The sequence below is a fragment of the Streptosporangium sp. OZ121 genome (genome assembly GCF_051918885.1).
Taxonomy (GTDB): domain Bacteria; phylum Actinomycetota; class Actinomycetes; order Streptosporangiales; family Streptosporangiaceae; genus Streptosporangium.
The window spans coordinates 73,516-94,124 of record NZ_JBPXMC010000024.1 but is presented as its reverse complement, the minus strand read 5'-3'; the positions used below and the strand labels follow the sequence as shown (position 1 = coordinate 94,124).

At 72.3% G+C, this 20,609-nt stretch carries 19 protein-coding genes; 11 read left to right on the top strand and 8 right to left on the bottom strand.

Features of this window, described 5'->3' with window-relative positions; translation table 11 throughout:
- Window positions 1-638 precede the first annotated feature (638 nt).
- From ACTOQ1_RS32175 to ACTOQ1_RS32160, 4 genes are all read left to right on the top strand, one after another.
- Window positions 639-1,484, top strand: a complete 846-nt coding sequence (locus ACTOQ1_RS32175; RefSeq protein ID WP_440071734.1) for an SAM-dependent methyltransferase — start codon at window positions 639-641, stop codon at window positions 1,482-1,484.
- 1 nt (window position 1,485) lies between these two features.
- Window positions 1,486-2,370: an NAD(P)-dependent oxidoreductase gene (locus ACTOQ1_RS32170; protein WP_440071733.1), complete on the top strand. Its 885-nt coding sequence runs from the start codon at window positions 1,486-1,488 to the stop codon at window positions 2,368-2,370.
- 377 nt (window positions 2,371-2,747) lie between these two features.
- Window positions 2,748-5,753 carry an SDR family NAD(P)-dependent oxidoreductase gene (locus ACTOQ1_RS32165; RefSeq protein ID WP_440071732.1) on the top strand — a complete coding sequence of 1,002 codons (3,006 nt, stop codon included), beginning with the start codon at window positions 2,748-2,750 and terminating at the stop codon, window positions 5,751-5,753.
- Window positions 5,750-6,556, top strand: a complete 807-nt coding sequence (locus tag ACTOQ1_RS32160) for a thioesterase II family protein (RefSeq protein ID WP_440071730.1) — start codon at window positions 5,750-5,752, stop codon at window positions 6,554-6,556. Before ACTOQ1_RS32165 ends, ACTOQ1_RS32160 begins: the two co-directional genes overlap by 4 nt.
- A gap of 93 nt (window positions 6,557-6,649) precedes the next feature.
- On the opposite strand, the gene ACTOQ1_RS32155 is transcribed toward ACTOQ1_RS32160, so the two are convergent.
- Entirely contained in the window at window positions 6,650-7,600 is a 951-nt protein-coding gene (locus tag ACTOQ1_RS32155; protein WP_440071729.1) for an SDR family NAD(P)-dependent oxidoreductase, read from the bottom strand.
- An 83-nt stretch (window positions 7,601-7,683) separates the two neighbouring features.
- Here ACTOQ1_RS32155 and ACTOQ1_RS32150 point away from each other — a divergent pair, with 83 nt between their 5' ends.
- A complete protein-coding gene (locus tag ACTOQ1_RS32150; RefSeq protein ID WP_440071728.1) occupies window positions 7,684-8,295 on the top strand; it encodes a TetR/AcrR family transcriptional regulator in 612 nt (203 codons plus the stop codon).
- Between the two features lie 144 nt (window positions 8,296-8,439).
- On the top strand, window positions 8,440-9,198 hold the full coding sequence (locus ACTOQ1_RS32145; protein WP_440071727.1) for a restriction endonuclease: 759 nt from the start codon (window positions 8,440-8,442) through the stop codon (window positions 9,196-9,198).
- A gap of 141 nt (window positions 9,199-9,339) precedes the next feature.
- Here the strand turns inward: ACTOQ1_RS32145 and ACTOQ1_RS32140 are convergent, their stop codons facing one another.
- The 4 genes from ACTOQ1_RS32140 to ACTOQ1_RS32125 all read right to left on the bottom strand — a co-directional run bounded on the left by ACTOQ1_RS32140 (window position 9,340) and on the right by ACTOQ1_RS32125 (window position 14,115).
- A complete protein-coding gene (locus ACTOQ1_RS32140) occupies window positions 9,340-9,858 on the bottom strand; it encodes an O-acetyl-ADP-ribose deacetylase (protein ID WP_440071726.1) in 519 nt (172 codons plus the stop codon).
- A 107-nt stretch (window positions 9,859-9,965) separates the two neighbouring features.
- Window positions 9,966-12,527, bottom strand: a complete 2,562-nt coding sequence (locus tag ACTOQ1_RS32135; protein ID WP_440071725.1) for a PEP/pyruvate-binding domain-containing protein — start codon at window positions 12,525-12,527, stop codon at window positions 9,966-9,968.
- Window positions 12,524-13,372 (bottom strand): TetR/AcrR family transcriptional regulator, encoded by an 849-nt coding sequence (locus tag ACTOQ1_RS32130; RefSeq protein ID WP_440071724.1) that lies wholly within the window; start codon window positions 13,370-13,372, stop codon window positions 12,524-12,526. Before ACTOQ1_RS32130 ends, ACTOQ1_RS32135 begins: the two co-directional genes overlap by 4 nt.
- 242 nt (window positions 13,373-13,614) lie before the next feature.
- Complete coding sequence (locus ACTOQ1_RS32125; protein WP_440071723.1) at window positions 13,615-14,115, bottom strand: ATP-binding protein; 501 nt, start codon at window positions 14,113-14,115, stop codon at window positions 13,615-13,617.
- A gap of 276 nt (window positions 14,116-14,391) precedes the next feature.
- Here ACTOQ1_RS32125 and ACTOQ1_RS32120 point away from each other — a divergent pair, with 276 nt between their 5' ends.
- The 3 genes from ACTOQ1_RS32120 to ACTOQ1_RS32110 all read left to right on the top strand — a co-directional run bounded on the left by ACTOQ1_RS32120 (window position 14,392) and on the right by ACTOQ1_RS32110 (window position 17,303).
- Window positions 14,392-15,762 carry a helix-turn-helix domain-containing protein gene (locus ACTOQ1_RS32120; RefSeq protein WP_440071722.1) on the top strand — a complete coding sequence of 457 codons (1,371 nt, stop codon included), beginning with the start codon at window positions 14,392-14,394 and terminating at the stop codon, window positions 15,760-15,762.
- On the top strand, window positions 15,759-16,667 hold the full coding sequence (locus tag ACTOQ1_RS32115; RefSeq protein WP_440071721.1) for a phosphotransferase enzyme family protein: 909 nt from the start codon (window positions 15,759-15,761) through the stop codon (window positions 16,665-16,667). The genes ACTOQ1_RS32120 and ACTOQ1_RS32115 overlap by 4 nt, the downstream gene beginning before the upstream one ends.
- A 201-nt stretch (window positions 16,668-16,868) precedes the next feature.
- A complete protein-coding gene (locus tag ACTOQ1_RS32110; RefSeq protein WP_440071720.1) occupies window positions 16,869-17,303 on the top strand; it encodes an N-acetyltransferase family protein in 435 nt (144 codons plus the stop codon).
- Window positions 17,304-17,488: 185 nt separating this feature from the next.
- On the opposite strand, the gene ACTOQ1_RS32105 is transcribed toward ACTOQ1_RS32110, so the two are convergent.
- Window positions 17,489-17,764 carry a hypothetical protein gene (locus ACTOQ1_RS32105; RefSeq protein WP_440071719.1) on the bottom strand — a complete coding sequence of 92 codons (276 nt, stop codon included), beginning with the start codon at window positions 17,762-17,764 and terminating at the stop codon, window positions 17,489-17,491.
- 300 nt (window positions 17,765-18,064) lie between these two features.
- Here ACTOQ1_RS32105 and ACTOQ1_RS32100 point away from each other — a divergent pair, with 300 nt between their 5' ends.
- Window positions 18,065-18,553: an N-acetyltransferase family protein gene (locus ACTOQ1_RS32100; protein ID WP_440071718.1), complete on the top strand. Its 489-nt coding sequence runs from the start codon at window positions 18,065-18,067 to the stop codon at window positions 18,551-18,553.
- A 14-nt stretch (window positions 18,554-18,567) separates the two neighbouring features.
- Here the strand turns inward: ACTOQ1_RS32100 and ACTOQ1_RS32095 are convergent, their stop codons facing one another.
- Both ACTOQ1_RS32095 and ACTOQ1_RS32090 read right to left on the bottom strand, forming a co-directional pair.
- Entirely contained in the window at window positions 18,568-18,879 is a 312-nt protein-coding gene (locus ACTOQ1_RS32095) for a hypothetical protein (protein WP_440071717.1), read from the bottom strand.
- A gap of 235 nt (window positions 18,880-19,114) precedes the next feature.
- A complete protein-coding gene (locus tag ACTOQ1_RS32090; RefSeq protein ID WP_440071716.1) occupies window positions 19,115-19,909 on the bottom strand; it encodes a neutral zinc metallopeptidase in 795 nt (264 codons plus the stop codon).
- Between the two features lie 94 nt (window positions 19,910-20,003).
- Between ACTOQ1_RS32090 and ACTOQ1_RS32085 the strand changes: the two genes are divergently transcribed.
- The gene (locus tag ACTOQ1_RS32085) at window positions 20,004-20,480 is read left to right on the top strand and encodes a GNAT family N-acetyltransferase (protein ID WP_440071715.1); all 477 of its coding nucleotides are present in this window, start codon (window positions 20,004-20,006) and stop codon (window positions 20,478-20,480) included.
- Window positions 20,481-20,609: the final 129 nt, after the last annotated feature.

Genomic DNA, 20,609 nt, shown 5'->3' with positions numbered 1-20,609 from the left:
AAGGCGATAAAATGTAAATCGTTGAGATATTTTGCGAACATCCGGACAGTGCGCGTTCCGGGACTGCGGGGATCTTTCTTTCTTCGGTTCCTCGTTGTCGCGCCACCGGTATTCCGGCCGTGGGGGCTTGGCGTAGCGCGAACGGAGCCCAAGAGCGACTGTCGACATCGGCTGTTTTTCGTCAGACCCCCCTCGGCGGTTTCCCTGTTGGGGATTTCTTTGTTCCGTGGCGGAACCAGTTGGTCCACGAGTCTGTGAACTGCGCATTCAGGCCGGAACGGGATCGGTGCGACCGGCCGGTTCCCGTGGACGGAATGCCCGTGGACCGGAAAAGGAACGACCGGGGGGAAGGAGATCGGATTTAGGTCGCCTTTGCTGAAGAATGGCTTTATGGCGAAAGGGGGTGGCGTCCATGTTGATGTCAGTGGAAACGTTGACCTTGTCTGGCGAGAAACCAATATTCAGGGTCATCGACGGTATCGGCGCCCGCTGCTAGTGTTTCGCCCAACCGGCGGGTTCGCCCGGCCGGCGATGTGTGCCTGTCGGGATAAGTCGCGTTTCTCTGCTTAAGCCGGGTTGATTCTGGTTAAAGGGGGTGTCTCATTTCTGGTCTGGATGGTGACGACTCCGAATTCCGGATGGGCGCGGGAAACGTCAGGACCGGCCCCTCGCCGTCCTCGAAGATCGAGTCGACCTACAACGAGCTCACGGCACTGGTGGGCGGGATCGCGGGGCCCGACCGGCACTACGGCTTCTGGGCGGGTTCCCAGGACGTCGCGCCGACCCTGGAGGCCACGGAGCGGATGGCCGACCTCGTGGTGGCCAGACTGGGGGTGGGACCGGGCTCCCGGGTGCTGGACGTGGGCTGTGGCAACGGCCGCCCGGCCGTGCGCCTGGCCCGGACCCTGGGCGCGCGGGTCGTGGCGATCGACATCGACCGGGAGGCACTGCGCGAAGGAGCCGAGCACGCCGCGGCACAGGGCGTGGCGGAGACGGTGCGGTTCCGGCACGTCGACGCGATGGACCTGCCGTTCGCCGACGCCTCGTTCGACGCGGTGCTGGCCCTCGAGGTCACCCCGAACCTGGACATCGCGGCCTTCTACCGGAGCATCGCCAGGGTCCTGCGCCCGGGGGGCCGCCTGGTGGTCGAGACGCCTTACCCGCGGGTTCCGATGACCGAGAAGGTCCGCGAGCGCGTCGGCCCCCACCTGGCCATGCTGAACGCCGTGTCGCTCGACGCGCCGGAAGACCACCTGTCGGCGGCGCGGCGGGCCGGGATGGCCGCCACGGAGCTCGTCGACATCACCGAGGACGTGCGTGACTCCTTCTCCCGGCTCGCGCGCGGGCCTCGGGAGAGCGGGGCGCGGCCGGAGGCCGGACGCGGGACGCCCGGCACCGGGCGGCCGCCCGCCGCCTTCGCCGCGTGGGCGGACGCCGCCGAGATCGGCGGGGTGGTCATGACCTTCACCAGGATGGAGCACTGACATGACGGATGTGACGGTCATCGGGGCCGGGGTGGTCGGTTCCGCGATCGTACGGGCCTGCGTCGACTCGGGCCTGGAGGTCTCGGTCTGGAACCGTACGCCGGAACGCTCGGAGAGGCTCGCGGGACGGGACGTCCACCTCCACGCGACGGCCGCCGAGGCGATCGAGGCCTCCCCGATCGTGCTGCTGTGCCTTCTCGACTACGAGATCACCCACGCGGTCCTCGACGAGACCGCGGCCGACCTCTCCGGCAGGCTCGTCGTCCAGCACGCCAGCGGCATCCCCGACGACGTCGCACCCCTGCGGAAGCGGGTGGAGGCCGCGGGAGGCAGATACCTGGAGGCCGCGATCCTCAACTACCCGGACGCCATCGGCACCGAAGACTGCTTCACCGTCTACGGCGGGGCGGCCGAGGACTTCAAGGAGCTGGCGGGCGTGACCGAGGCGCTGTCCGGCAAGCAGGTGCGCCTGGGCCCCGATCCCGGCTACGCCAAGGCCTACCACGTCGTCTCCAGCGCCTTCTACTACGCCTTCGTCAACGGTTTCCTCGAATGCTCGGCCATCGCGGAGAGCATGGGAGTCCCCCTCAACGACTTCGCGGAGTCCGTGCCGCTCTACGACCCCGGTTTCCAGAACACGATCGGCGTCGGCCTCGGTCTCATCGCGCGCCGTGACTACACCTTCGAGCAGGCTCCGCTCACCTCGCACCTGGGCGTTCTCAACAACCTGGCGGGCATCGCGGAGCGGGCCGGGATCGACCAGTCCTACCTCGGTGTGATGCGCGAGCGCGTGCTGAGGGCGATGGAGCAGGGCTACCGGCGCGAGCACGTGGCGGTGCTCACCGAACAGTTCCGCAGCCGCCGAGCGGCCTTCCATGACCGCTGAGGTGAAGCATGCACGGGTTTGAACCGGTCGACGGCGAGTCACCTGACGGTCCTGATGACCTCCGCGGCTTCGACGACCCTGATGGCTCCGGCGGCCTTGACGGCCTTGACGGCCCTGATGGCCCTGATGGCTCCGGCGGCCACGACGGCCTTGATGGCCTTGATGGCCTTGGCGGTCTCGGCGGCTCCGGCGAGGATGCCGGGACCGGCGGCGTCGCGAGACCCGGTTCCCCGAGGCCGGGCACTCCCGGTCCAGGCCTTCCCGATCCGGCCGTCCCCGGCCCCGGAATCCCAGGCCCCGGGATTCCCGGCCCTGGAGTTCCGGGTCCAGGCACCCCCGGCCCCGGAGGTCCCGATCCCGGTCCCCGGGGTCCCGGCATGCCCGATCCCGGCGCTCCCGATCTCGGGATTCCGGGTGCCGGCACCGAGGCCGCCGGCATCGCCCGCCGCCCTCCCCGCGCGCCCGTCCCCGCCGTCCGTACGGGTGGCGACGTGGTGTTCATGTTCCCCGGCGGGGCGGCACGGTATCCCGGGATGGGCCGCGAGCTCTACCGCGACGAACCGGTCTTCCGCGCGGCCGTGGACGAGTGCCTGGGCCTGCTGCCCGGCCGCTCCGCCGAGCGGCTGCAGGCCCTGTGGGCGGACGCGGCACCGGCCCTCCCGGGCGAGGCCGGTGAGACCGGTGTGTCCCCGGGTGGGGCGGCGGGGGAGGAGACGAACGGGGCGGCGGGAGAGGAGGCCGGGAAGGCCGGCCCCTCGCCGGCGCTGCCGGCCGTGTTCGTCATGGAGATCGCACTCGCCCGGCTCCTCATGACGCGGGGGGTGAGCCCTTCCCTGCTGATCGGCAACGGCGTCGGTGAGTACGCCGCGGCCTGTGTCGCGGGCGTCATGTCGCTGCGCGACGCCCTGGCCGTCGTGGCCAGGCGCGGAGAGCTCCTGGCCACCCTGCGCGACGGGGCGATGCTGACGGTTCCGGCCTCCGAGCGGGAGGTCGAGCCCTTCCTCGGGGAGGGGGTGTGCCTGTCGGCGGTCAACGGCCCGGCGTCCTGCGTGCTCGCCGGTCCCGCCGCCCACGTCGCCGAGGTCAGGGAACTCCTGGACCGGCGCGGGATCGCCTGCCGCCTCCTGCCGCTCAGCACCGCCGCGCACTCGGCCCTGGTCGACCCCGTGATCGACGAGTTCCGCGACTTCCTCGACGGCGTCCCGCTGCGCCGCCCCTCGCTGCGCCTCGTGTCCGGCGTGACGGGGACCGGCGACGCCGACTTCGCCGACCCCGGGTACTGGGTCACCCATCTGCGGGCGACGGTCCGCTTCGACGCCGGACTCGGCCACGTCCTGGCCGGCGGTCCGAAGATCCTTGTCGAGGTGGGACCTGGCACGACCCTGACCACGCTGGCCCGGGCACGAGCGGGTACGGACTCCGTCGTCGTCAACGTGACCCGCCATCCGGCGGAGGAGCGAACGGACGGGGAGGTCCTGCTCGGCGCGCTGGCCCGGCTGCGGGAGGCGGGCGTCGAGGTCGACCTGTCCTCCCCGCGGCCGGAGCGGCGGCTCAGGCCGCCCGCGCCGCCTCACCCCTTCGCGCCGGCCGCCGTTCACCCGCCGGACCGGCCGGCCGCCGTTCACCTGCCGGACCGGCCGACCGGAGTCAACCCGCCGGACCTGCCGGCCGTCGCTCACTCTCCGGACCGGCCGCGCGTCACCGATCCCGCCGTCACCGGGCGGGAACGTTCGTCCGCCGGTCTCTACGGGATCACCTGGAAACGGGCCGTGGAGGTGTCCCCGGCCGATCCCGGCCCCGCCGTGCGGGAACACCGCTGGATCCTGCTCTCCGACTCGTCACCCCTCGCCGAGGCGGTCGCCGCGAGGCTGGAGGAGTACGGGGCCACGACCGTCGTCGTCACCCCGGGGCGCGCGTTCCACCACGCGGCCCGGGACCGGATCACGATCGACCCCCGGTGCGGGGAGGACTACGAGCAGCTCCTGAAGACGGTGGAGGGTGACGCGGAGGGGCCGTCGCGTATCGTCTGCCTCTGGGGAGCGTCACTGCCCGCACAGGTCTGCCCGCCGCTGGGCCATGTCGCCGGCCTGGCCCGTGCCCTGAGCGGCCGGCCGGAGACCGATCTCTGCCTCGTCACCCGGGGAGCCCTGGAGATCACCGGAGGCGAGCGGCTCGACCCGCGGGCGGCCCTCACGGTCGGAGCCGCCGGGCCGCTCCGCCGCGAGCTGACCGGCACACGTGTCCGGCTCGTGGACCTGGACCCCGGCGACAACGAAGACCACGGGATACGGGCCGCGGAGCTCCTGGCCGAGCTCTGCCGCCCGCCGCACGAGGATCCGGTCGGCCTGAGGGCGGGGCACCGCTGGCTGCGCGGGTTCGAGCCGCTGGACGTGGCGCCCGGCACGTACGGGAGTCCCTCGGTGCGCCGGGGCGGGACCTATGTGATCACCGGAGGGACGGGCGGGATCGGGCTGCGGCTGGCCGGACACCTCGCGGCCGTCCACTCGGCGCGGCTCGTCCTGATCGGGCGCGAGGCGTCCGGGACGTTCCCGTCGTACGGACCCGGCCCCGGCCCCGCCTCCGGCTCCGGTGGCGGGGAGGGTGCGGCGCTGAGGGCCCTTCTCGCGGAGCGGGGGGACGACGTGCTGGTGCGCGGTGCCGATGTCGCCGACGCCCGGCGCCTCAGGGAGGTCCTCGAAGAGGCGCGGGCGCGGTTCGGCGAGATCCACGGGGTGATCCACGCCGCGGGCGTGCCGGGGGAGGGCATGGCGGAGTTCCTGACCGAGGACGGCATCGCCGCCGCCCTGCGGGCCAAGACCGAGGGGACCGCCACCCTGGTCTCGGTCCTGCGGGAGGTGGGCGCGCTTCCCGATTTCGTGGTGCTGTTCTCCTCGCTGGCGTCGTTCTCCGGGGCGCCCGGCCGCACCTGTCACGGGGCCGCCGACGCCTTCCTCGACACGTTCGCCCTCGGCGCGCGGCGCGACGGCGGAGGCGTACCGGTGCTGTCGATCAACTGGGACCGGTGGAACGGCGTGGGAACGGCCCGTGACGCGGAACGCCGTCACCGTGAGCTCACCGGGGAGGGCCTCACCGGAGGGCTGAGCCCCGAGGAGGGGCCGGCGGTCTTCGACAGGTGCCTGGCCGTCCTTTCGCTGGGTCAGGTCGTCGTCTCCTCCCGCCCTCCGGGGGACACGGACCCCGCCCGGCGGGCCCCGGCGCCGGACGCCCGGTCACGGCCCCTGCGCACGCGTCACCTCGCCGCGACCTCTGCGGCGGGCGGGGAGTCTCGCGCGCACGGAGACGCGACCCCCCGGGCCGGGGGCGAGGGAGAACCGGAGGCGGCCGGCCCGTACGCGGCCCCCGGAAGGAACGACCTCCCGTGACCGAGACGATCCCGGCCGACTCCCGCATGTGGCTGCACGGGGAGTGCTCGCTCGCCGAGCCCCGCGCGCGCCTCGTCTGCTTCCCCCACGCCGGGGGTGCCCCGATGTCCTACCACGGGTGGCAGGACCGGTTGCCCGCCGACGTCGAGCTCTCCGCCGTGTGCTATCCCGGCAGGCAGAACCGCGTCAACGAGCGGCCGATCGACCGGATGGAAACCCTCGTCGACCACGTCTGCCGGGCACTGGTCACCCTGGCGGACCGGCCGCTCGCCCTGTTCGGGCACGGCATGGGCGCCGTGGTCGCGTACGAGGTCGCGGTCAGGCTCGCCGGACGATACCGGATCTCCCCGGCGGCGCTGCTGGTGTCCGCGCACGCGGCGCCGCACCTGTGCGCGGACGACGCGAGGAGGATCCCCATCGGCGACCGCCAGCTCGCCGAGCAGGCCGCCGCCGCTAATCCGACGCTCCTGCGCTTCCCGGAGCTGATGGACCTGGCGATGATCGCGCTGCGGGCCGACCACGATCTCCTGCACGCCTACCGGCCCGCGTTCACCCCGCCGGTCACCGCTCCGATCATCGGCTACCTGGGGACGGACGATCCGCGCGTGAGCCACGGGGAGATGCGTGCCTGGAGCCGCGTCGCGGGCTCCGGGTTCGAGCTGCGGACCTTCCCCGGGAGCCCCTTCTGTCCGATGGACGCGGAGGGGGCACTCGTCGCCGACATCGCGGAGCGCCTCGCCGGCGTCGGGGACATCGACCAGGCGTTCCGCGAGGGCTCACCCGCTTCTTCAGGGCACGTGTGAGGTTCCCGGCGCACATGGAAGAGATGTCACGATCGTGATCGGCGACAGCCCGGCAGCGGGCGGCGGGACCGGAGGCGGGTCCCCCGATGCCGGTCATCCGGGTGTGCCGCCGGAACGGGCTCCTTGATCGAGGAGGGCGTCGATCATCTGCTGGAGCTGCGTACGCCCGGTGGGGCCGAGGGCGCGGCCGAGGGCGTCGGCGAGTTCGTCGACCGTCCACAGGCCGTCCTTGTGGACGTGCGCACCGGGCGACCATCCGTGGTTGACCGTGACCGATCCGCCTCGGATGGAGAGCACCTGACCGGTGAGCGGACACGCCGCGGTGGCCAGGTAGGCGGCGACGGGCGCGTTGGTGGAGGGGTGCAGCGGGTCGAACCGTCCTGCCGGCGGCTCCTCGCGCATGCCGGGGACCTGGAGGGTGAGCCGGGTGCGCGCCATGGAGGGCGAGACGCAGTTGACCCGCACGCCGTACCGGCCGAGTTCGAGAGCTCCGACGATGGTCATGGCCGCGACTCCGGCGTTACCGGCGGCGTAGGAGGCCTGCGTGGGCAGCGGGTTGAGCAGGCCCGAGCCCGAGGAGGTGTTGACGACGGCACGGTCGACGCGGTCGCCGGCCTCGAACCGTTCGCGCCAGTGACGGGCCGCCCAGCGAGTGACCGCGAACGTGCCTTTCAGCTTCACGGCGATGACGTCGTCGAACTCCTCCTCGGTCAGGTCGGCCATTCCGCGGTTCCGTTCGACGGTCGCGTTGTTGACGACGACGTGGAGGTCACCGAAGGTCCGTAGGGCCGTGTTCACCATGCGCCGGGCGCCGTGCCAGTCGGCGACGCTGTCGGTGTTGGCGACCGCCTGCCCGCCGCGGGCGATGATCTCCTCGACCACCGCTGCCGCCACGTCGGCGTCGCCACCCGTGCCGTCGACGGCGACGCCGGGGTCGTTGACGACGACCCTGGCACCCTCGGACGCGAAGAACAACGCCTCTTCTCGCCCGATGCCGCGCCCGCCTCCTGTGATGAGGACGACGCGTCCGTCCAGACTCCCCACGTGCACCACTCCCTCTCAATCAATACACTTGATGCATTAATACATTGCATGAAGCAATGCATGGAATGCAATAGGCTGAGGTCATGACGGAGAGTCCGGGGTTGCGGGAGCGCAAGAAGCGGCGCACACGGCAGGCGCTGATCGAGGCGGCGGTCCGCCTGTTCGAGCGGAAGGGGTTCGAACACGTCACGGTGGCCGAGATCGCCGAGGCCGCGGAGGTGTCCACCCGTACGTTCTTCCTTCACTTCCAGACGAAGGAGGACGTGCTCTTCGCCAACGCCGACGTGCGGATCGATCTGGCACTGCAGGCGGTCGCCGAGCGCGGCGCCGAGGAGCGATTTCCCGGCGTTCTCGCGCGGGCGATGGAACAGATGATCGCCAATAGCTGGGACAGCGATCTGACCAGCGGGCTCGCGGCGCTCCGGGTCCGCCTGGCCGAGTCGGCGCCGGTGTTGCAGGCGCGGTTGTTGCAGGGGTATGTCACCGCGCAGACCGAGCTGGCCCGGGCGCTGCACCAGGCGTATCCGGACGAGCTGGACCCGGTTGCCGCCGCTGCCCTGGTGGGCGCGATGGTCGGCGCGGTGAGCGCGGCGACACTGGCCAGCCTTCGGCGCGGCGACTCGCCCGAAGGGGTGCGGAACGCGATGCGGCAGGCCGTGGACCTGGTCGTGTGCTGCCACCACCGGGCGAACTGAGGCTCCGTCGCCCGGCCCTCTCTTCGCGTTCGCCGGTCGCCCCGAAGCACGTCGCCCTGGGTCGCCCTGGAAACTGTCGGTGCCCGTTGTCAGAGTCGGCAGGGTCAGCGGCAACGTTCCACCCTCGTCCCCCGGAGGTGCGCGATGGCACGGCGACGGACACCCGCCAAGGCGGTACGACGGCGGGCGTCCGGCGGGCGAAGACCGCGCCGGCGCCAGGGTGACGGCGACCGGTTCCTGTGGGCGGTCGCGGCCGCGGCCTTCTTCGTGGCCGCCGTGTGGCTCGTCGACGTCGTCGTCGCCAACTGGCCGCTGGTGATCGGCGGCACGATCGTGCTGATCGCGGGTCTGGCGGGGGCGCTCGTGCTCCGCCATCGGGTGATCGAGGCCCGGGAGCGGGAATGGCTGGAGGACAACGCGCGCCTCGAACGCGTCGACCGCATGACCGGTGACCGGTTCGAAGCCCTCGTCGAGGCCCTGCTGCGGCGCGAGGGCTTCCGCGGGGTGCGCAGGATCGGCGGCAGCGGTGACGGCGGCGTCGACGTCGTCGCGACCGCGCCCGGCGGCGAACACTTCGTCATCCAGTGCAAGCGCTGGGGCACCTCGGTGGGCTCACCCCAGATCCGCGACCTTCTCGGCGCGCTCCACGCCTATCCCGGCCACCGCGGCGTGCTCGTCACCTCGTCGACCTTCACGGCTCCGGCCAGGGAGTGCGCGGCGGGCACCGGCCTGACGCTGATCGACCGCGCGCTGCTCGCCGCCTGGTTCACCGGGTCCTTCACCCTCGCTCCGCGGGCACGCCGCGGGGCCGGCCGGCGACTCCTGCCGGGACGCCGTCCCGCGACGCCCTGTCCGGACGGCGATACGGGCCTGGAGGGAGCGCTCGGCGACGAACCGGCCTGACGACCGGGCCGTCCGCCGGTGCGCACCGGTGCATGCCGGGGCATGCCGGGGCACTGCGGGGCCGGGGGCGCCGGGAGGCGGCGACCGGCGAGTCTCCCGGCTAGCCGGTGTCGGATCCCGGGTCCGTCCGGCCGGGGCGGCTCACGATCCCGCGGTGTCGAGGGCCTTTTCGAAGACGGCGTGGGCCTCCGGGGTGAACAGGACGAAACGCAGGTCCGTCACCTGTGTCGCAGTGGCCCGTACGGTGCCGACGGCGGTGAGGGCGGCGTGGTCCATCGGCCAGCCGTAGACTCCCGCCGACACGGCGGGAAAGGCGACGCTGGTGGCGCCGAGTTCGTCGGCGACGCGGAGGGACTCGCGGTAGCAGGAGGCCAGCAGGTGCGTGCGGTCCTCGGTGAGGGAGTGGACGGGGCCGACGGTGTGGATGACCCAGCGGGCCGGGAGGTCTCCCGCGGTGGTGGCCACGGCCTGCCCGGTGGGGAGTCCCTTGCCGTACCGGGAGGCGCGCAGGTCCCGGCATTCGGCGAGGACGGCGGGGCCGCCGCGCCGGTGGATGGCCCCGTCGACCCCGCCGCCGCCCAGGAGCGAGGAGTTGGCGGCGTTGACGACGGCGTCGACGTACTGCGTGGTGATGTCCCCCTGGACCAGCGTGATCCTCATGAGCCATGGCCTTCCTCGGCGGTTCGTCTTCTCGTATCGGGTCCTTCCCCGGTTTCCCGTTTTTCCGCCGCGGCCGGTCACCCCGGCGGTCCCCGGCCACCGGGGGATCACGGCTCCAGCAGCTCGACCGTGCCGCGCTCGCCGTCGACCCTGATCCGGTCGCCGTCGCGCAGGCGCATGGTCGCGTTGCCGGTACCGACCACGGCCGGGATGCCGAGCTCGCGGGCGACGATCGAGGCGTGTGACAGGGGGGCGCCCATGTCGGTCACCACGGCGGCGGCGCGGGGGAACATCGGCGTCCAGCCGATGTTGGTCAGCGTCGTCACGAGGATCTCGCCGGGGGCGAGCCTGTCGCCGTCCTCGGGACCTGCGATGACGCGGACCACGCCCTCGACGACGCCCGGCGCTCCGGGGAAGCCGGTCACGGTGTCGCTCACCGGGGCGCCGCCGCCCCTGGCGTCGAAGATGTCCCCGCGCCGGCCGGGATCGGCGGCCCAGCGCTCCGGGTCGAACCGGCCGACGATCAGCGTGGGATAGGCGGGCAGGGCCGCGTACCGCTCGTACGTCGCCCGCCGGACCGCCACCTTCTCCGCCGGTGCGTCGTCGCCGCGCAGGACGGCGAGGATCTCCTGGATCGACAGGAAGAACAGGTCGTCACCGTGGCCGGTGAGCTCCCCGGCCCGCAGGACGAAGGAGCGCAACGCCCAGAAGGCGCGAATCACCTCCGAGCGGGCCGACTCCCGGTCACGGACGATCGCGTTCCACCGCGCCACCCGCAGGCGCGTTCTGGCCGCCTTGCGGGGGTAACGCTCCCCGAAGCGCCTCCAGGCCGCCTCACGCGCCTCCCGCTGGCGGTCGAGCAGCGCACCGGTGTGCCCGCTGCTCTCGGAAACGGCCGCGAGCTGCGCGTCGATCCACCGCGGGTCCTCGCCGGGCCGTGGGATGGAGACCTCGAACTCGTGCGCGCCCCGGTGCCCGTAGAGGCGGGCGAACGTCTCCCTGTCGATCTCCTTCGCGGCGAGCTTCTCCAGGCCGACGATCGTCCCGAGGCTGGCGAGTTCCCCGTCGGCGTTGGCGCCGGTGAGTATGGCCTCGGCGTCTGTCTCGCCCACCATCTCGCGCAGCCTGGCGCGGGTCATGACCAGGGTGTTGCCGCCCTGCCGCCCGGCGGCCTCCAGGGTCTGGCAGGCCTCGACGAAGTACGGAAGCAGCTCGGCCTCCCACAATCCGGCCAGCTCGCCCGTGGTCGCGGTGGCGGCGATCCGCCCGCGCAGTTCCTCGCATCGCCGCCGCGCCGTGGCGAGGAAACCGGGCATCCTCGCGGCGTTGGCCGCGATCCGCCTGCGCAGGGTGAAGGCGAGCGGCAGCACGCTTCTGATGATCTGCCAGCGTGAGGCGGGAAGCAGCGGCACGTCCAGGCCACGCGGCAGCCTGCCGAAGACCTGCTCGACCGCGCCGAGCCGCCTGCGCATGCCCAGGGCGCGCGCCACCGAGAACACGACGCTCAGGTTCATGTAGAAGCGGCCGCCGATGTTGCCGACCATGTTGAAGCCCGGCAGCGCCGACGTCGACATCGCCTCCCCGATGAAGATCTGGACGAGTGACCACGTGGACGGCGTCATCACGTCGGGGATGGCCTCGCCGAGGTTGGCGCCGGTCCACAGGTAGTCGCCGGTCAGGCTGTCGTTCCACTCCTCGACCTGCTGCCTGAGCCGGGTGATCGGGCGGGCCTGCACGATGAGGAACGTCCCCTCGCGCCTGACCCACTCCACGTCCATGGGCGTCCCGTACAGTTCCTCGATCTCCGTCGCGAGCCGCGCGAGCCGGGTGACCTGGGCCGGGTCGAGCACGGGCCGGTGGCGCAGGTCCTCGGGCACGGGTTCCTCACGCGTGCCGCCGGGGGTGCGCACCGTCATGACGGTCTTGTCGCCGACGTGTTCCTCGACGATGTCGCCGATGCCGCTGTTCCCGTCGTGCTCGTTGTTCTCGCCTTTTCCACCGCGGGTTCTGGCGACGATGACGGTGTCGGGCGTCACCTGCCCGCCGACGACGGCCTCGCCCAGGCCCCACGAGGCGTTGATCACGATCTGGTCGCGCGCGCCGGTGACCGGGTTCGCGGTGAACAGGACGCCCGCGGCGTCGGCGGCCACCAGTTCCTGGACCACCACGGCCAGCGTCACGTCGTCCTGCGGCACGCCGTTCGCGGCCCGGTAGGCGATGGCGCGCGCGGTCCACAGCGAGGCCCAGCAGCGCCGGACCGCGTCCAGCAGGCCGTCGCCCCGGATGTTGAGGTAGGTGTCCTGCTGCCCGGCGAACGACATGTCGGGGAGGTCCTCCGCGGTGGCGGACGAGCGTACGGCGACCGGCACGTCCTCGCCGAGCCTCGCGTGGGCCGCGCGGATCTCGGCGGCGGTCTCCGCCGGTATCTCCCGTTCCGAGAACAGCGCCGCGATCCGCGGCGACGCCTGCTCCGGAGGCATGCCGGAGACGGCCTCCATGATCTGGTCGTTCAGGCCGTCGCGCGAGACGAAGTCGCGGTAGGCGTCCGTGGTGACGTGGAAACCGCCGGGAACCGGCAGGCCCGCGCGGGCCAGCCGGGCCAGCGAGGCTCCCTTGCCGCCCGCCAGCGCGAGGTCGGCCGCTTCGTCGTCCAGGGGGAGGGTCTTCACCGCGTGTTCTCCTCGAACTTCTCTGGCTTCTCGAACTTCCCGGGCTCCCCGAACTTCCGCGACTCCCCGAACTTCCCGGACTCCCTGTTCTCCTCGGACTCCCCGTTCTCCTCGAGGCCCAGGGAGACGCGCAGTTTTCGCTGCGCGGCCTCCACGGTGGCGTCGACGTACTCCAGGGTGGCCCGCGTCACCACCCGGGTGACGCCGGCGGGGAGGGGGCCCGCGGCCTCCGTCGCGCTGCCGCCGGCGTCGGCGATCAGCTCCGCTAGTCGCTCGTCGGACGGCCTGTACCCGCCCGGCATCATCGGCGAGACGAGCAGGAACCCGTACAGGACGGAGACGAGCATGGTCACGTGTTCGGCGGGCGACAGGTCGCTTCGCAGCGCGCCGTGTTCCCGCAGCGTGCCGAGGTAGGCCTGGAAGTCGCCGCCCAGCTCGGCGCCGGCCGCGCCGTCCCGCTTCTGGCGCGTGAGCCTGCCCAGCACCTCCGAGTCGCCCAGGATGCTCGCCCGCATCAGGGGCCTGCCGAGAACCTCCGAGGCGAGCGACCTGAGCAGGTCGCGGAGGGTGGCCGGGCCGTCCCCGAGCCGCCGCCGCACCTCGGTGATCATCTCGACCCGCTCACGGCGCACCAGCGCGGCGAACAACTCCTCGCGCGTCTTCCAGTGCAGGTAGATCGTGCCCTTGGCGACCCCGGTCCGCCGGGCGATGTCCTCGACGGTGGTCTTGTCGTACCCCCAGCGCAGGACGAGGTCGGCGGCGGTGTCCAGGATGCGGTGCGCCCGTGCGAGCCGGTGCGAGGCGTCCTGCGGGGGTCGGCCCGCCTTCCTGCCCTCCGGCTTCATGGTCCCCTACCATTTCCCGTAAATTTGACCAAATATCCTCATCTGGTCATTTAATTAATACCATACCGCCGGGGAGATGGCGGTACGGGGACGGGGTGCGGGGCGGGGGCGCGGAAGCGGTGCCCGGGGGTGCGGCCGGGGGCGTGCCGGTGAGCGGTGGCCGCGGGTATGCCCGGGGGCGCGGAGGCGGTGCCGGTGAGCGGTGCCCGGGGTACTTCCAGAGTGCGCTGAGGCGTGAAGGGTCACGTCCGGGGGCGGTGCGCGGGCAGGTCGAACCAGACGCCGGTCCCGATCTGCCCGGTGCCGCACAGCCGCGTCCAGCGCGCCCCGCAGCGGCCCGCGGTGAACTCGTCGACGATCCGCAGGCCCCGCCCGCCGAGCTCCAGATCGTCCACGCGGCAGGGGGCGGTGAACGGGCGGCGCAGCAGGCGTTCGATCAGCGGGACCCCGCCACCGGCGTCGGCCACCTCGGCCCTGATCGGCAGATCGCCGTCGTGCAGGACGCGAAGCTCGTACGGTCCCGGGGCGTAGCTGCTGGCGTTGGTGGCCAGCTCGGTGACCACGACCTCCAGCTCGGCCACCTCGTGGGCGGCGAAAGGCGGCCGGGACAGCAGGTCGTGGAGCAGCTTGCGGGCGCGGCGGGCGGCGCCGCCCTGCGGAAGGCACCAGGCGGTCATCCGGAAGCGGCCCTGGATCATGCCGTGCACGCCGAAGTCCAGAGCCTGAGCGCGCTCGGTGAGCATCGTCGCTCCTATCGCGTAAGGGCACCAGGGGCACGGTCCGCCGGGGGTGTCCGGCCGCTCGCTGGTCTGAATTACCCATGGTGCGGGACAAGACCGATATACGGAGAGTCGCAGGGCCAATACTTTCCGCAGATCGGTTCGGCGATAAGCGGGGCCGATCACCTTGCATGATCGGTCGTACCGATACGGCTCCGGCGGTGCCGGGTCGCCGGTTACCTTGGCGTCAGGGAACCCGTCAAGGCAAACCGTCAGGGGAATTCGGCCGGGAAGGTCGGCATGAACGTCAGCAGTGGGAACGCGCAGGAAATCGACCCCGCGCTCTGGGAACGCCCGCAGATGCGCCAGGCTCTGGCCGCCCGCGACATGGCCACCGTGTACCGGTTACTCCAGCGGATCGGGGTCTCCCAGCGTCACATCGCCGCCCTCACGGCCCAGTCCCAGTCGGAGATCTCCGAGATCCTCAAGGGCCGCCAGGTGATGGCGTACGAGGTGCTCGGCCGGATCGCCGACGGTCTGGGAATCCCGCGCGGCTACATGGGACTGGCCTACGACGCCTCCTCCACGGCGCTGGCCGGGACGGCGGCGGCCGACCACCGCGACGACCCCGGCGAGGACGAGCAGGTGCGCCGCCTCCTCGCGCACGCCGCGCAGGTGACCATCGGCGCGACGGTCGGGGACGCCGAGGAGTGGGCCGAGCCGCTGACGCCCACGGAGACCCCCGTCCCGTACCGCATCGGCATGGCCGACGTCGAGCAGATCGAGGCGGTGACCCGCACGCTGCGCGCCCTGGACTACCGGCACGGGGGCGGTGTCTGCCGCGACGCGGTGGTGGCGCAGCTGACCTGGTCGCAGCGGCTGCTGCGGGCCACGTGCCCGGAGTCGGTCACCCTGCGGCTGCACCAGGCGCTGGCCGACCAGCACAACCTCGCGGGCTGGACCTCCTTCGACGTCGGCCTGTACGGGGCGGCGAGAAGTCACCTGGCCCGCGCGCTGGAACAGGCCAAGTACGCGAGGAACCCCTCGCTCGCGGCCAACGTCCTGTATCGGATGGGGCGCGTCCACCTGCACTGCGACCGCATCCTGGACGCGCTGCGGTTCTTCCAGCTCGGGCAGATCTGCGCGCAGGACGCCAGCTGCGAGCGGACCGTGGCGATGCTCTTCGCCAACGAGGCGTGGGCCTACGCGCTGCTGGGCGACAGCGACCTCGCCCTCAAGTCGATCAACAGGGCGAGCGACGAACTGGCCCGCGCCCGCGACCGCGAGTCACCCGCCTGGGTGAGCTTCTTCGGCACCGCCGACCTCGACGCCACGAGCGGCATGGTCCACGCCGACCTCGCCGTGACCCACCTCGACAGTCACCTCGGCATCGCCGAGCGGTTCCTCACCGACGCGCTCGGGCAGCGCGATCCGAGCATGGCCAGGAGCAGGGCCTTCGAGCTGACGGCCCTCGCGACGGTGCAGCTCAGAACCGGTGACATGACCTCGGGGCTCGCCAACGGCGACGAGGCCGTCACCCTGGCGACCGAGATCCGTTCGGCGAGGATCATCGACCGCCTCGCGCCGCTGCAGGCCGTCGCCATGATGCGGGCGCACAGCGGCGACGCGCAGGACCTCGCCCGGCGGATCTCGGCGGTGCGCGCCGCATGACGATGACCACCGACCACGCCGGCGGGCTCACCCGCGACCGGCTCCACTCGCTGCTGGCGTCGGTCTGCGCCCGGGCGGGGCTCGTACCCGGTGACGCCGAGCTGATCAAGTTCACCAACAACGCCGTCTTCCGCCTGCGGCGGGCGTCCGTCGTGGTGCGGGTCGCCGGCTCCTCGGCCGCCCGCTCCCGCGTGCCGACGGTGGTGCGGGTCGCCCGCTGGCTGGCCGACCACGACTTCCCCGCGGTGCGGCTGCTGCCCGGCTGCGAGCAGCCGCTCCAGGTGGAGGGCCACCTGGTCACCCTGTGGGAGAACACCCCCGAGGTGGGGCCGCGCCCCGGTGGCGGTGACCTGGCCGCCGTGCTCAGGCGGCTGCACACGCTCGCGGACCCGCCGGTGGACCTGCCGGAGTGGGCCCCGATGGCCGAGGTCCGCCAGCGGCTCGACGAGCCGGAGGACCTGCCCCCTGGCGACCACGCCTTCCTGCTCGACGAGTGCGACGAGATCGAGGAGCGGCTCGCCGCACTCGACTACGTGCTCCCCGCCGGGGTCATCCACGGCGACGTGTTCATGGGCAACGTCATCGCCGGTCCCGCCGGGCCGGTGCTGTGCGACTTCGACAGCACGGCGATCGGCCCGCGCGAGTGGGACCTGGCCCCCGTCGCGGTCGGACGCCTGCGGATGGACTATCCCTGGGACGAGCACACGCCGCTCGCCGAGGGCTACGGCTTCGACGTCACCCGCTGGCCGGGCTTCCCGGTGCTGCGCCGCCTCCGCGAGCTGAAGCTGGTCACCAGCGTCGTGCCCGTCCTGCGCAGCAACCCGGGCATCCGGCCGCAGTGGGAACACCGCATGCGCAGTTTCAGGTCCCGCGACCAGACGGTCAGGTGGCAGCCGTACCGGTGACCGGTGAACGGGCCCGGCGGAAACCGCGCACGGCCCCGGGGACACCGGGGCCGTGCGCCGGCCGGAGGATTCCGGGACGTGGTCCTGGGGGACGGGCAAGTGGGGGCAGGTTGTCGGGAAGCGACACCCGGTCAACGTTCGGGGTGGTCCTCACGGGGGACATAGGGGCTGAACTCCCGACCGTCGCTCGGAGGACATCGCATGCTCAGGATCGGCAAGCTCACCTCTTCTGACCGCCCTCGATGGGAAACCCTGTTCCGCGGCTACAACGACTTCTACGAGCGCACGCTCACGCCCCAACTGTACGACCGTGCCTGGGACGAGTTCCGGGAGGACGTACGGATGCACGCCCTCGGCGCGAAGCTCGACGGCGAGCTGGTCGGCATCGCGCACTTCCTCATCCACTCCAGCACCACGGCGCTGGACGTGTGCTACCTGCAGGACCTGTTCACCGCGCCGCACGCCCGGGGCAGGGGGGCGGGGCGGGCACTGATCGATGAAGTGACCGAGTGGGCACGCGCCCGCGACTGCAGCAGGGTCTACTGGTCCACCCAGGAGACGAACACCGCCGCCCGGCGGCTCTACGACAAGGTCGGCGTGAACAGGGGGTTCATCCTCTACCAGATCGACCTCTAGCCATCGGGCGGGACAGCCGGGGATCGCTCCCCGGCCGGCGTCCCCGGTGATCCGGCCGGGGAACGGTCCCGACGTCACGGGTTCCGTGACGCCCCCGATGTCTTCGCCGCCCTCGGCGAGCGGACGAAGCCCGGGGCGCCGACGCGATCGGTCTCAGTGATCACGTGCTGCGCCCGCCCGGAACGTCAGCTACGGCCGACGGGGGTGGTACCGAACATCAGGGTGCGGCGCCGCACGTCGTAGAAGACGGTCCCGGCGCCGGACAACAGTTCCTGGAGGTTGTCGGCGTCATCGGGATCCAGCGTCAGCACCTCTTCCCAGGCCCCCTGGTCCAGGACGAGTTGCAAGGTGTAGCTGCCGGGTCGGCCCGGCTCGCCGGCGATCCAGCTGAACTGGTAGTGGCTGAGCTGGCGGACGACGATGCTGTCATCGGTGACGGGCTGGCTGGGTTTGGGAGCCATCGGGTTCTCCTGGGAGCGTCGTGCGCTGGACGGCTGTAGGGCGCCATGGCCCGAGGCCATCGCCGATCGGATGGAGCCCGCGTGGCCGGACTCCCCACCTGGAAGATGCCCGATCGCTCTGGTGTCACTCCGTACGGTGACGCCGCTCTCCTTCAAGATCTTCCTGGTGCGCTTTGCCGATTCCGTACGGTCGGGCGGTGCCGGCCGTGGGATCCGCGGCCGGCCGCGAACGGGGACGCCGGCGAAGATCCCTGTGAAAACGATTTGCGGCCCGTCACCCCGGCCAGCATTCTGGACGTCATGCCGATCAGAGACGCGACGTCCGCCGACTGGCCGCTGATCTGGCCTTTCCTGCGTCAGATCGTGGCCGCGGGTGAGACCTTCACCTGGGATCGCGACGTCAGCGAGGAGCGGGCCCGGGCGATGTGGCTTCTCGAGCATCCGGGACGCACGGTCGTCGCCGTCGACGCCGGTGGGACCGTCCTGGGCACGGCCAAGATGAACCCCAACCACATGGGGCCCGCCTCGCACATCTCCAGTGCGAGCTTCATGGTCCACCCCGATCACGCCGGACGCGGCGTCGGGCGGGCCCTGGGCGAGCACGTCCTCGACTGGGCGCGTGCCGAGGGCTACCGGGCGATGCAGTTCAACGCCGTCGTGGAGACCAACACCCGGGCGGTGGGACTGTGGCGCTCACTCGGCTTCGAGGTGCTGGCGACCCTGCCGGAGGGCTTCGACCACCCGGTCAAGGGCTACGTCGGGCTGCACATCATGTACAGGCCCCTCTGATCGTTCGCGGCAGGTCAGCCGCCCTCCACGCCCGAGGTGCCCTCGGGCGCGGCGGTCGCACCGCGCCGACGGCCACCCGGGACGACGCCGAGGCGCGGTGCCTCGACGTCCTCGATCGTCTCGGGGCGCCTGCCCGCTCCGGGAGGGAGCGGCCGCTCGGCCGCCAGCTGGGCGAGGGCGAACAGCAGCAGCTCGCCGCTGGACCAGTCGGCGCGTTCGCCGCGGCCCAGCTCCACGAAGCGCCGCATGACCTCGTCGGGGGTGAGGCCCAGCGCGATGGCGACGCGTTTGGCGGCCTGCAGCAGCTCGTGGTCCCTGGCTCCCATTCAGGCACCCCCGAGAGGGCCGCCCGGGGGCGGCGGGATCGGGAGCGGTGGGGCCGCCGGGGCCCGGTCGTGCGGTGACCCGCGCATCTCGCTGTCTCCTCGGCTTCGCGTTCGGGGCTGACGACATGTTCTCCGACGGCACGCCGGGCGGCCCGGTCCCGGCGGCCGGCCTCGCGGTCCTCCGGCCGGCGACGACGGAGAGACGCGGGCTCGCGATCGTATCTCCCCTCGCGGATCAGGACACCCGGGACGCGGGAGCCGTCCACGTGTCGCAGGCGGCGGGGGAGACCGCCCGGAGGCCGCGTTCGAACCAGCGGAGCCGGTTGGCGCCGGTGCCGTGGGTGCGGTGGCCGCCCTCGTCGCCGCCGGCGCGAAGCGCGCCGGACAGCGCCTCCCAGTCCTGTCCGGTACGGGGCAGCGAGGCTCGTACGCTGCCCAGGAACACGCCCGCCAGGCAGTCGGCCTGGAGCTCGTAGCGGCGGCCGAGTTCGGCCCGGTGGGCGCGGTCGGAGCGGGCGCGGGCCTCGTAGCCGGCCCTGACGCCGGTGAGGCTCTGCAGGTGGTGGCCGTACTCGTGGGCCGCCACCTTCAGGGGATACAGGTCGGTCCGGCCCTCGATCCAGTGGCCGGTGAGCGGGAAGACCATCGTGGCCCGTTCGGTGCAGTAGAAGGCGTCCGCGTTGGCGGGCCAGCGGACCCCGCACACGCGCCGCGTCGGCTCCTCGTAGAAGCGGACCGCGGGCTTGCGGAACCTCAGCCCGGCGCGGGCGAAGTGGGCGGACCACGATGTGTCCAGGCATCTCATGACCGCCGTCAGATACTCGCGCGGCAGCGGCACGCCCCTGTCGATGATCGGCGGTTCCTGGCAGGAGGTGGCCGCCAGCCTCCCGCTGCTCAGCAGCGGGTTCTTGGGCGAGGCGGCCCGCGCGACCCCGGACGGCAGCACGGTGAGGCACACGGTCACCAGGAGGGCCCATCGGGTGAGGGCGGCGGAGCGCCGGGAGGCGACGCCGGGCGGGAGGAGGCGCATGGCCGGACAGCATAGGACTCCCGGCGCGCCGGGCCGAGGCGGCGCCGGAAAACGGGAAGGCGGACGGGAAAGGCGGACTTGTAGGGTGTCCGGCATGTCCTCATCGCCGCGCCTGGAGAAGGTCACGCCGGACAACGTCGAGGCCGCCTGCCGGCTCCGGGTGCGCCCCGACCAGGAGGGACGGGTGGCTCCGGTCGCGTGGTCGCTGGCCGAGGCGTACGCGCAACCCGAGATCGCCTGGCCGCGGCTGGTCTACGACGGCGAGCGGCTCGTGGGCTTCGTGATGGCCTTCTTCGATGTCCGCTTCGATCCGGACGACCCGGACGACAGGCTCCGCTCGGGGCTCTGGCGGCTGAACATCGCCGCCGACCAGCAGGGCCGGGGATACGGCCGCTTCGCCGTGGAGTCGGTGTGCGCGGAGATCGCGAGGCGCGGGCAGTCGCGCGTGACGGTGACCTGGGTTCCGGGAGAGCACGGACCCGAGCGCTTCTACCTGCGGCTCGGGTTCCGCCTGACCGGGGAGAGGAGCGGCGAGGAGGTCGTCGGCGAGCTGGACCTGCCCGGGGCCTGAGAGCGCCCGGGACGTCCCCGGCGCCCTCAGGTCCATCGGTAATCGTGATCACCCCGGGCTTGGCTCGCAGGGGTCGCGACTTCCGGGAAGGGACGTTGTGATCACCCCCGGCTTCGATCGCAGGGGTCA

Excerpts from the sequence above, each read along its gene's own strand:
- ACTOQ1_RS32145 (WP_440071727.1), top strand. The coding sequence starts at position 8,440 with ATGGCACGGCGACGGACACCCGCCAAGGCGGTACGACGGCGGGCGTCC.
- ACTOQ1_RS32110 (WP_440071720.1), top strand. The coding sequence starts at position 16,869 with ATGCTCAGGATCGGCAAGCTCACCTCTTCTGACCGCCCTCGATGGGAA.
- ACTOQ1_RS32105 (WP_440071719.1), bottom strand. The coding sequence starts at position 17,764 with ATGGCTCCCAAACCCAGCCAGCCCGTCACCGATGACAGCATCGTCGTC.
- ACTOQ1_RS32120 (WP_440071722.1), top strand. The coding sequence starts at position 14,392 with ATGAACGTCAGCAGTGGGAACGCGCAGGAAATCGACCCCGCGCTCTGG.
- ACTOQ1_RS32130 (WP_440071724.1), bottom strand. The coding sequence starts at position 13,372 with ATGAAGCCGGAGGGCAGGAAGGCGGGCCGACCCCCGCAGGACGCCTCG.
- ACTOQ1_RS32165 (WP_440071732.1), top strand. The coding sequence starts at position 2,748 with ATGCCCGATCCCGGCGCTCCCGATCTCGGGATTCCGGGTGCCGGCACC.
- ACTOQ1_RS32095 (WP_440071717.1), bottom strand. The coding sequence starts at position 18,879 with ATGGGAGCCAGGGACCACGAGCTGCTGCAGGCCGCCAAACGCGTCGCC.
- ACTOQ1_RS32170 (WP_440071733.1), top strand. The coding sequence starts at position 1,486 with ATGACGGATGTGACGGTCATCGGGGCCGGGGTGGTCGGTTCCGCGATC.
- ACTOQ1_RS32140 (WP_440071726.1), bottom strand. The coding sequence starts at position 9,858 with ATGAGGATCACGCTGGTCCAGGGGGACATCACCACGCAGTACGTCGAC.
- ACTOQ1_RS32150 (WP_440071728.1), top strand. The coding sequence starts at position 7,684 with ATGACGGAGAGTCCGGGGTTGCGGGAGCGCAAGAAGCGGCGCACACGG.
- ACTOQ1_RS32090 (WP_440071716.1), bottom strand. The coding sequence starts at position 19,909 with ATGCGCCTCCTCCCGCCCGGCGTCGCCTCCCGGCGCTCCGCCGCCCTC.
- ACTOQ1_RS32085 (WP_440071715.1), top strand. The coding sequence starts at position 20,004 with ATGTCCTCATCGCCGCGCCTGGAGAAGGTCACGCCGGACAACGTCGAG.
- ACTOQ1_RS32100 (WP_440071718.1), top strand. The coding sequence starts at position 18,065 with ATGCCGATCAGAGACGCGACGTCCGCCGACTGGCCGCTGATCTGGCCT.
- ACTOQ1_RS32125 (WP_440071723.1), bottom strand. The coding sequence starts at position 14,115 with ATGCTCACCGAGCGCGCTCAGGCTCTGGACTTCGGCGTGCACGGCATG.
- ACTOQ1_RS32115 (WP_440071721.1), top strand. The coding sequence starts at position 15,759 with ATGACGATGACCACCGACCACGCCGGCGGGCTCACCCGCGACCGGCTC.
- ACTOQ1_RS32175 (WP_440071734.1), top strand. The coding sequence starts at position 639 with ATGGGCGCGGGAAACGTCAGGACCGGCCCCTCGCCGTCCTCGAAGATC.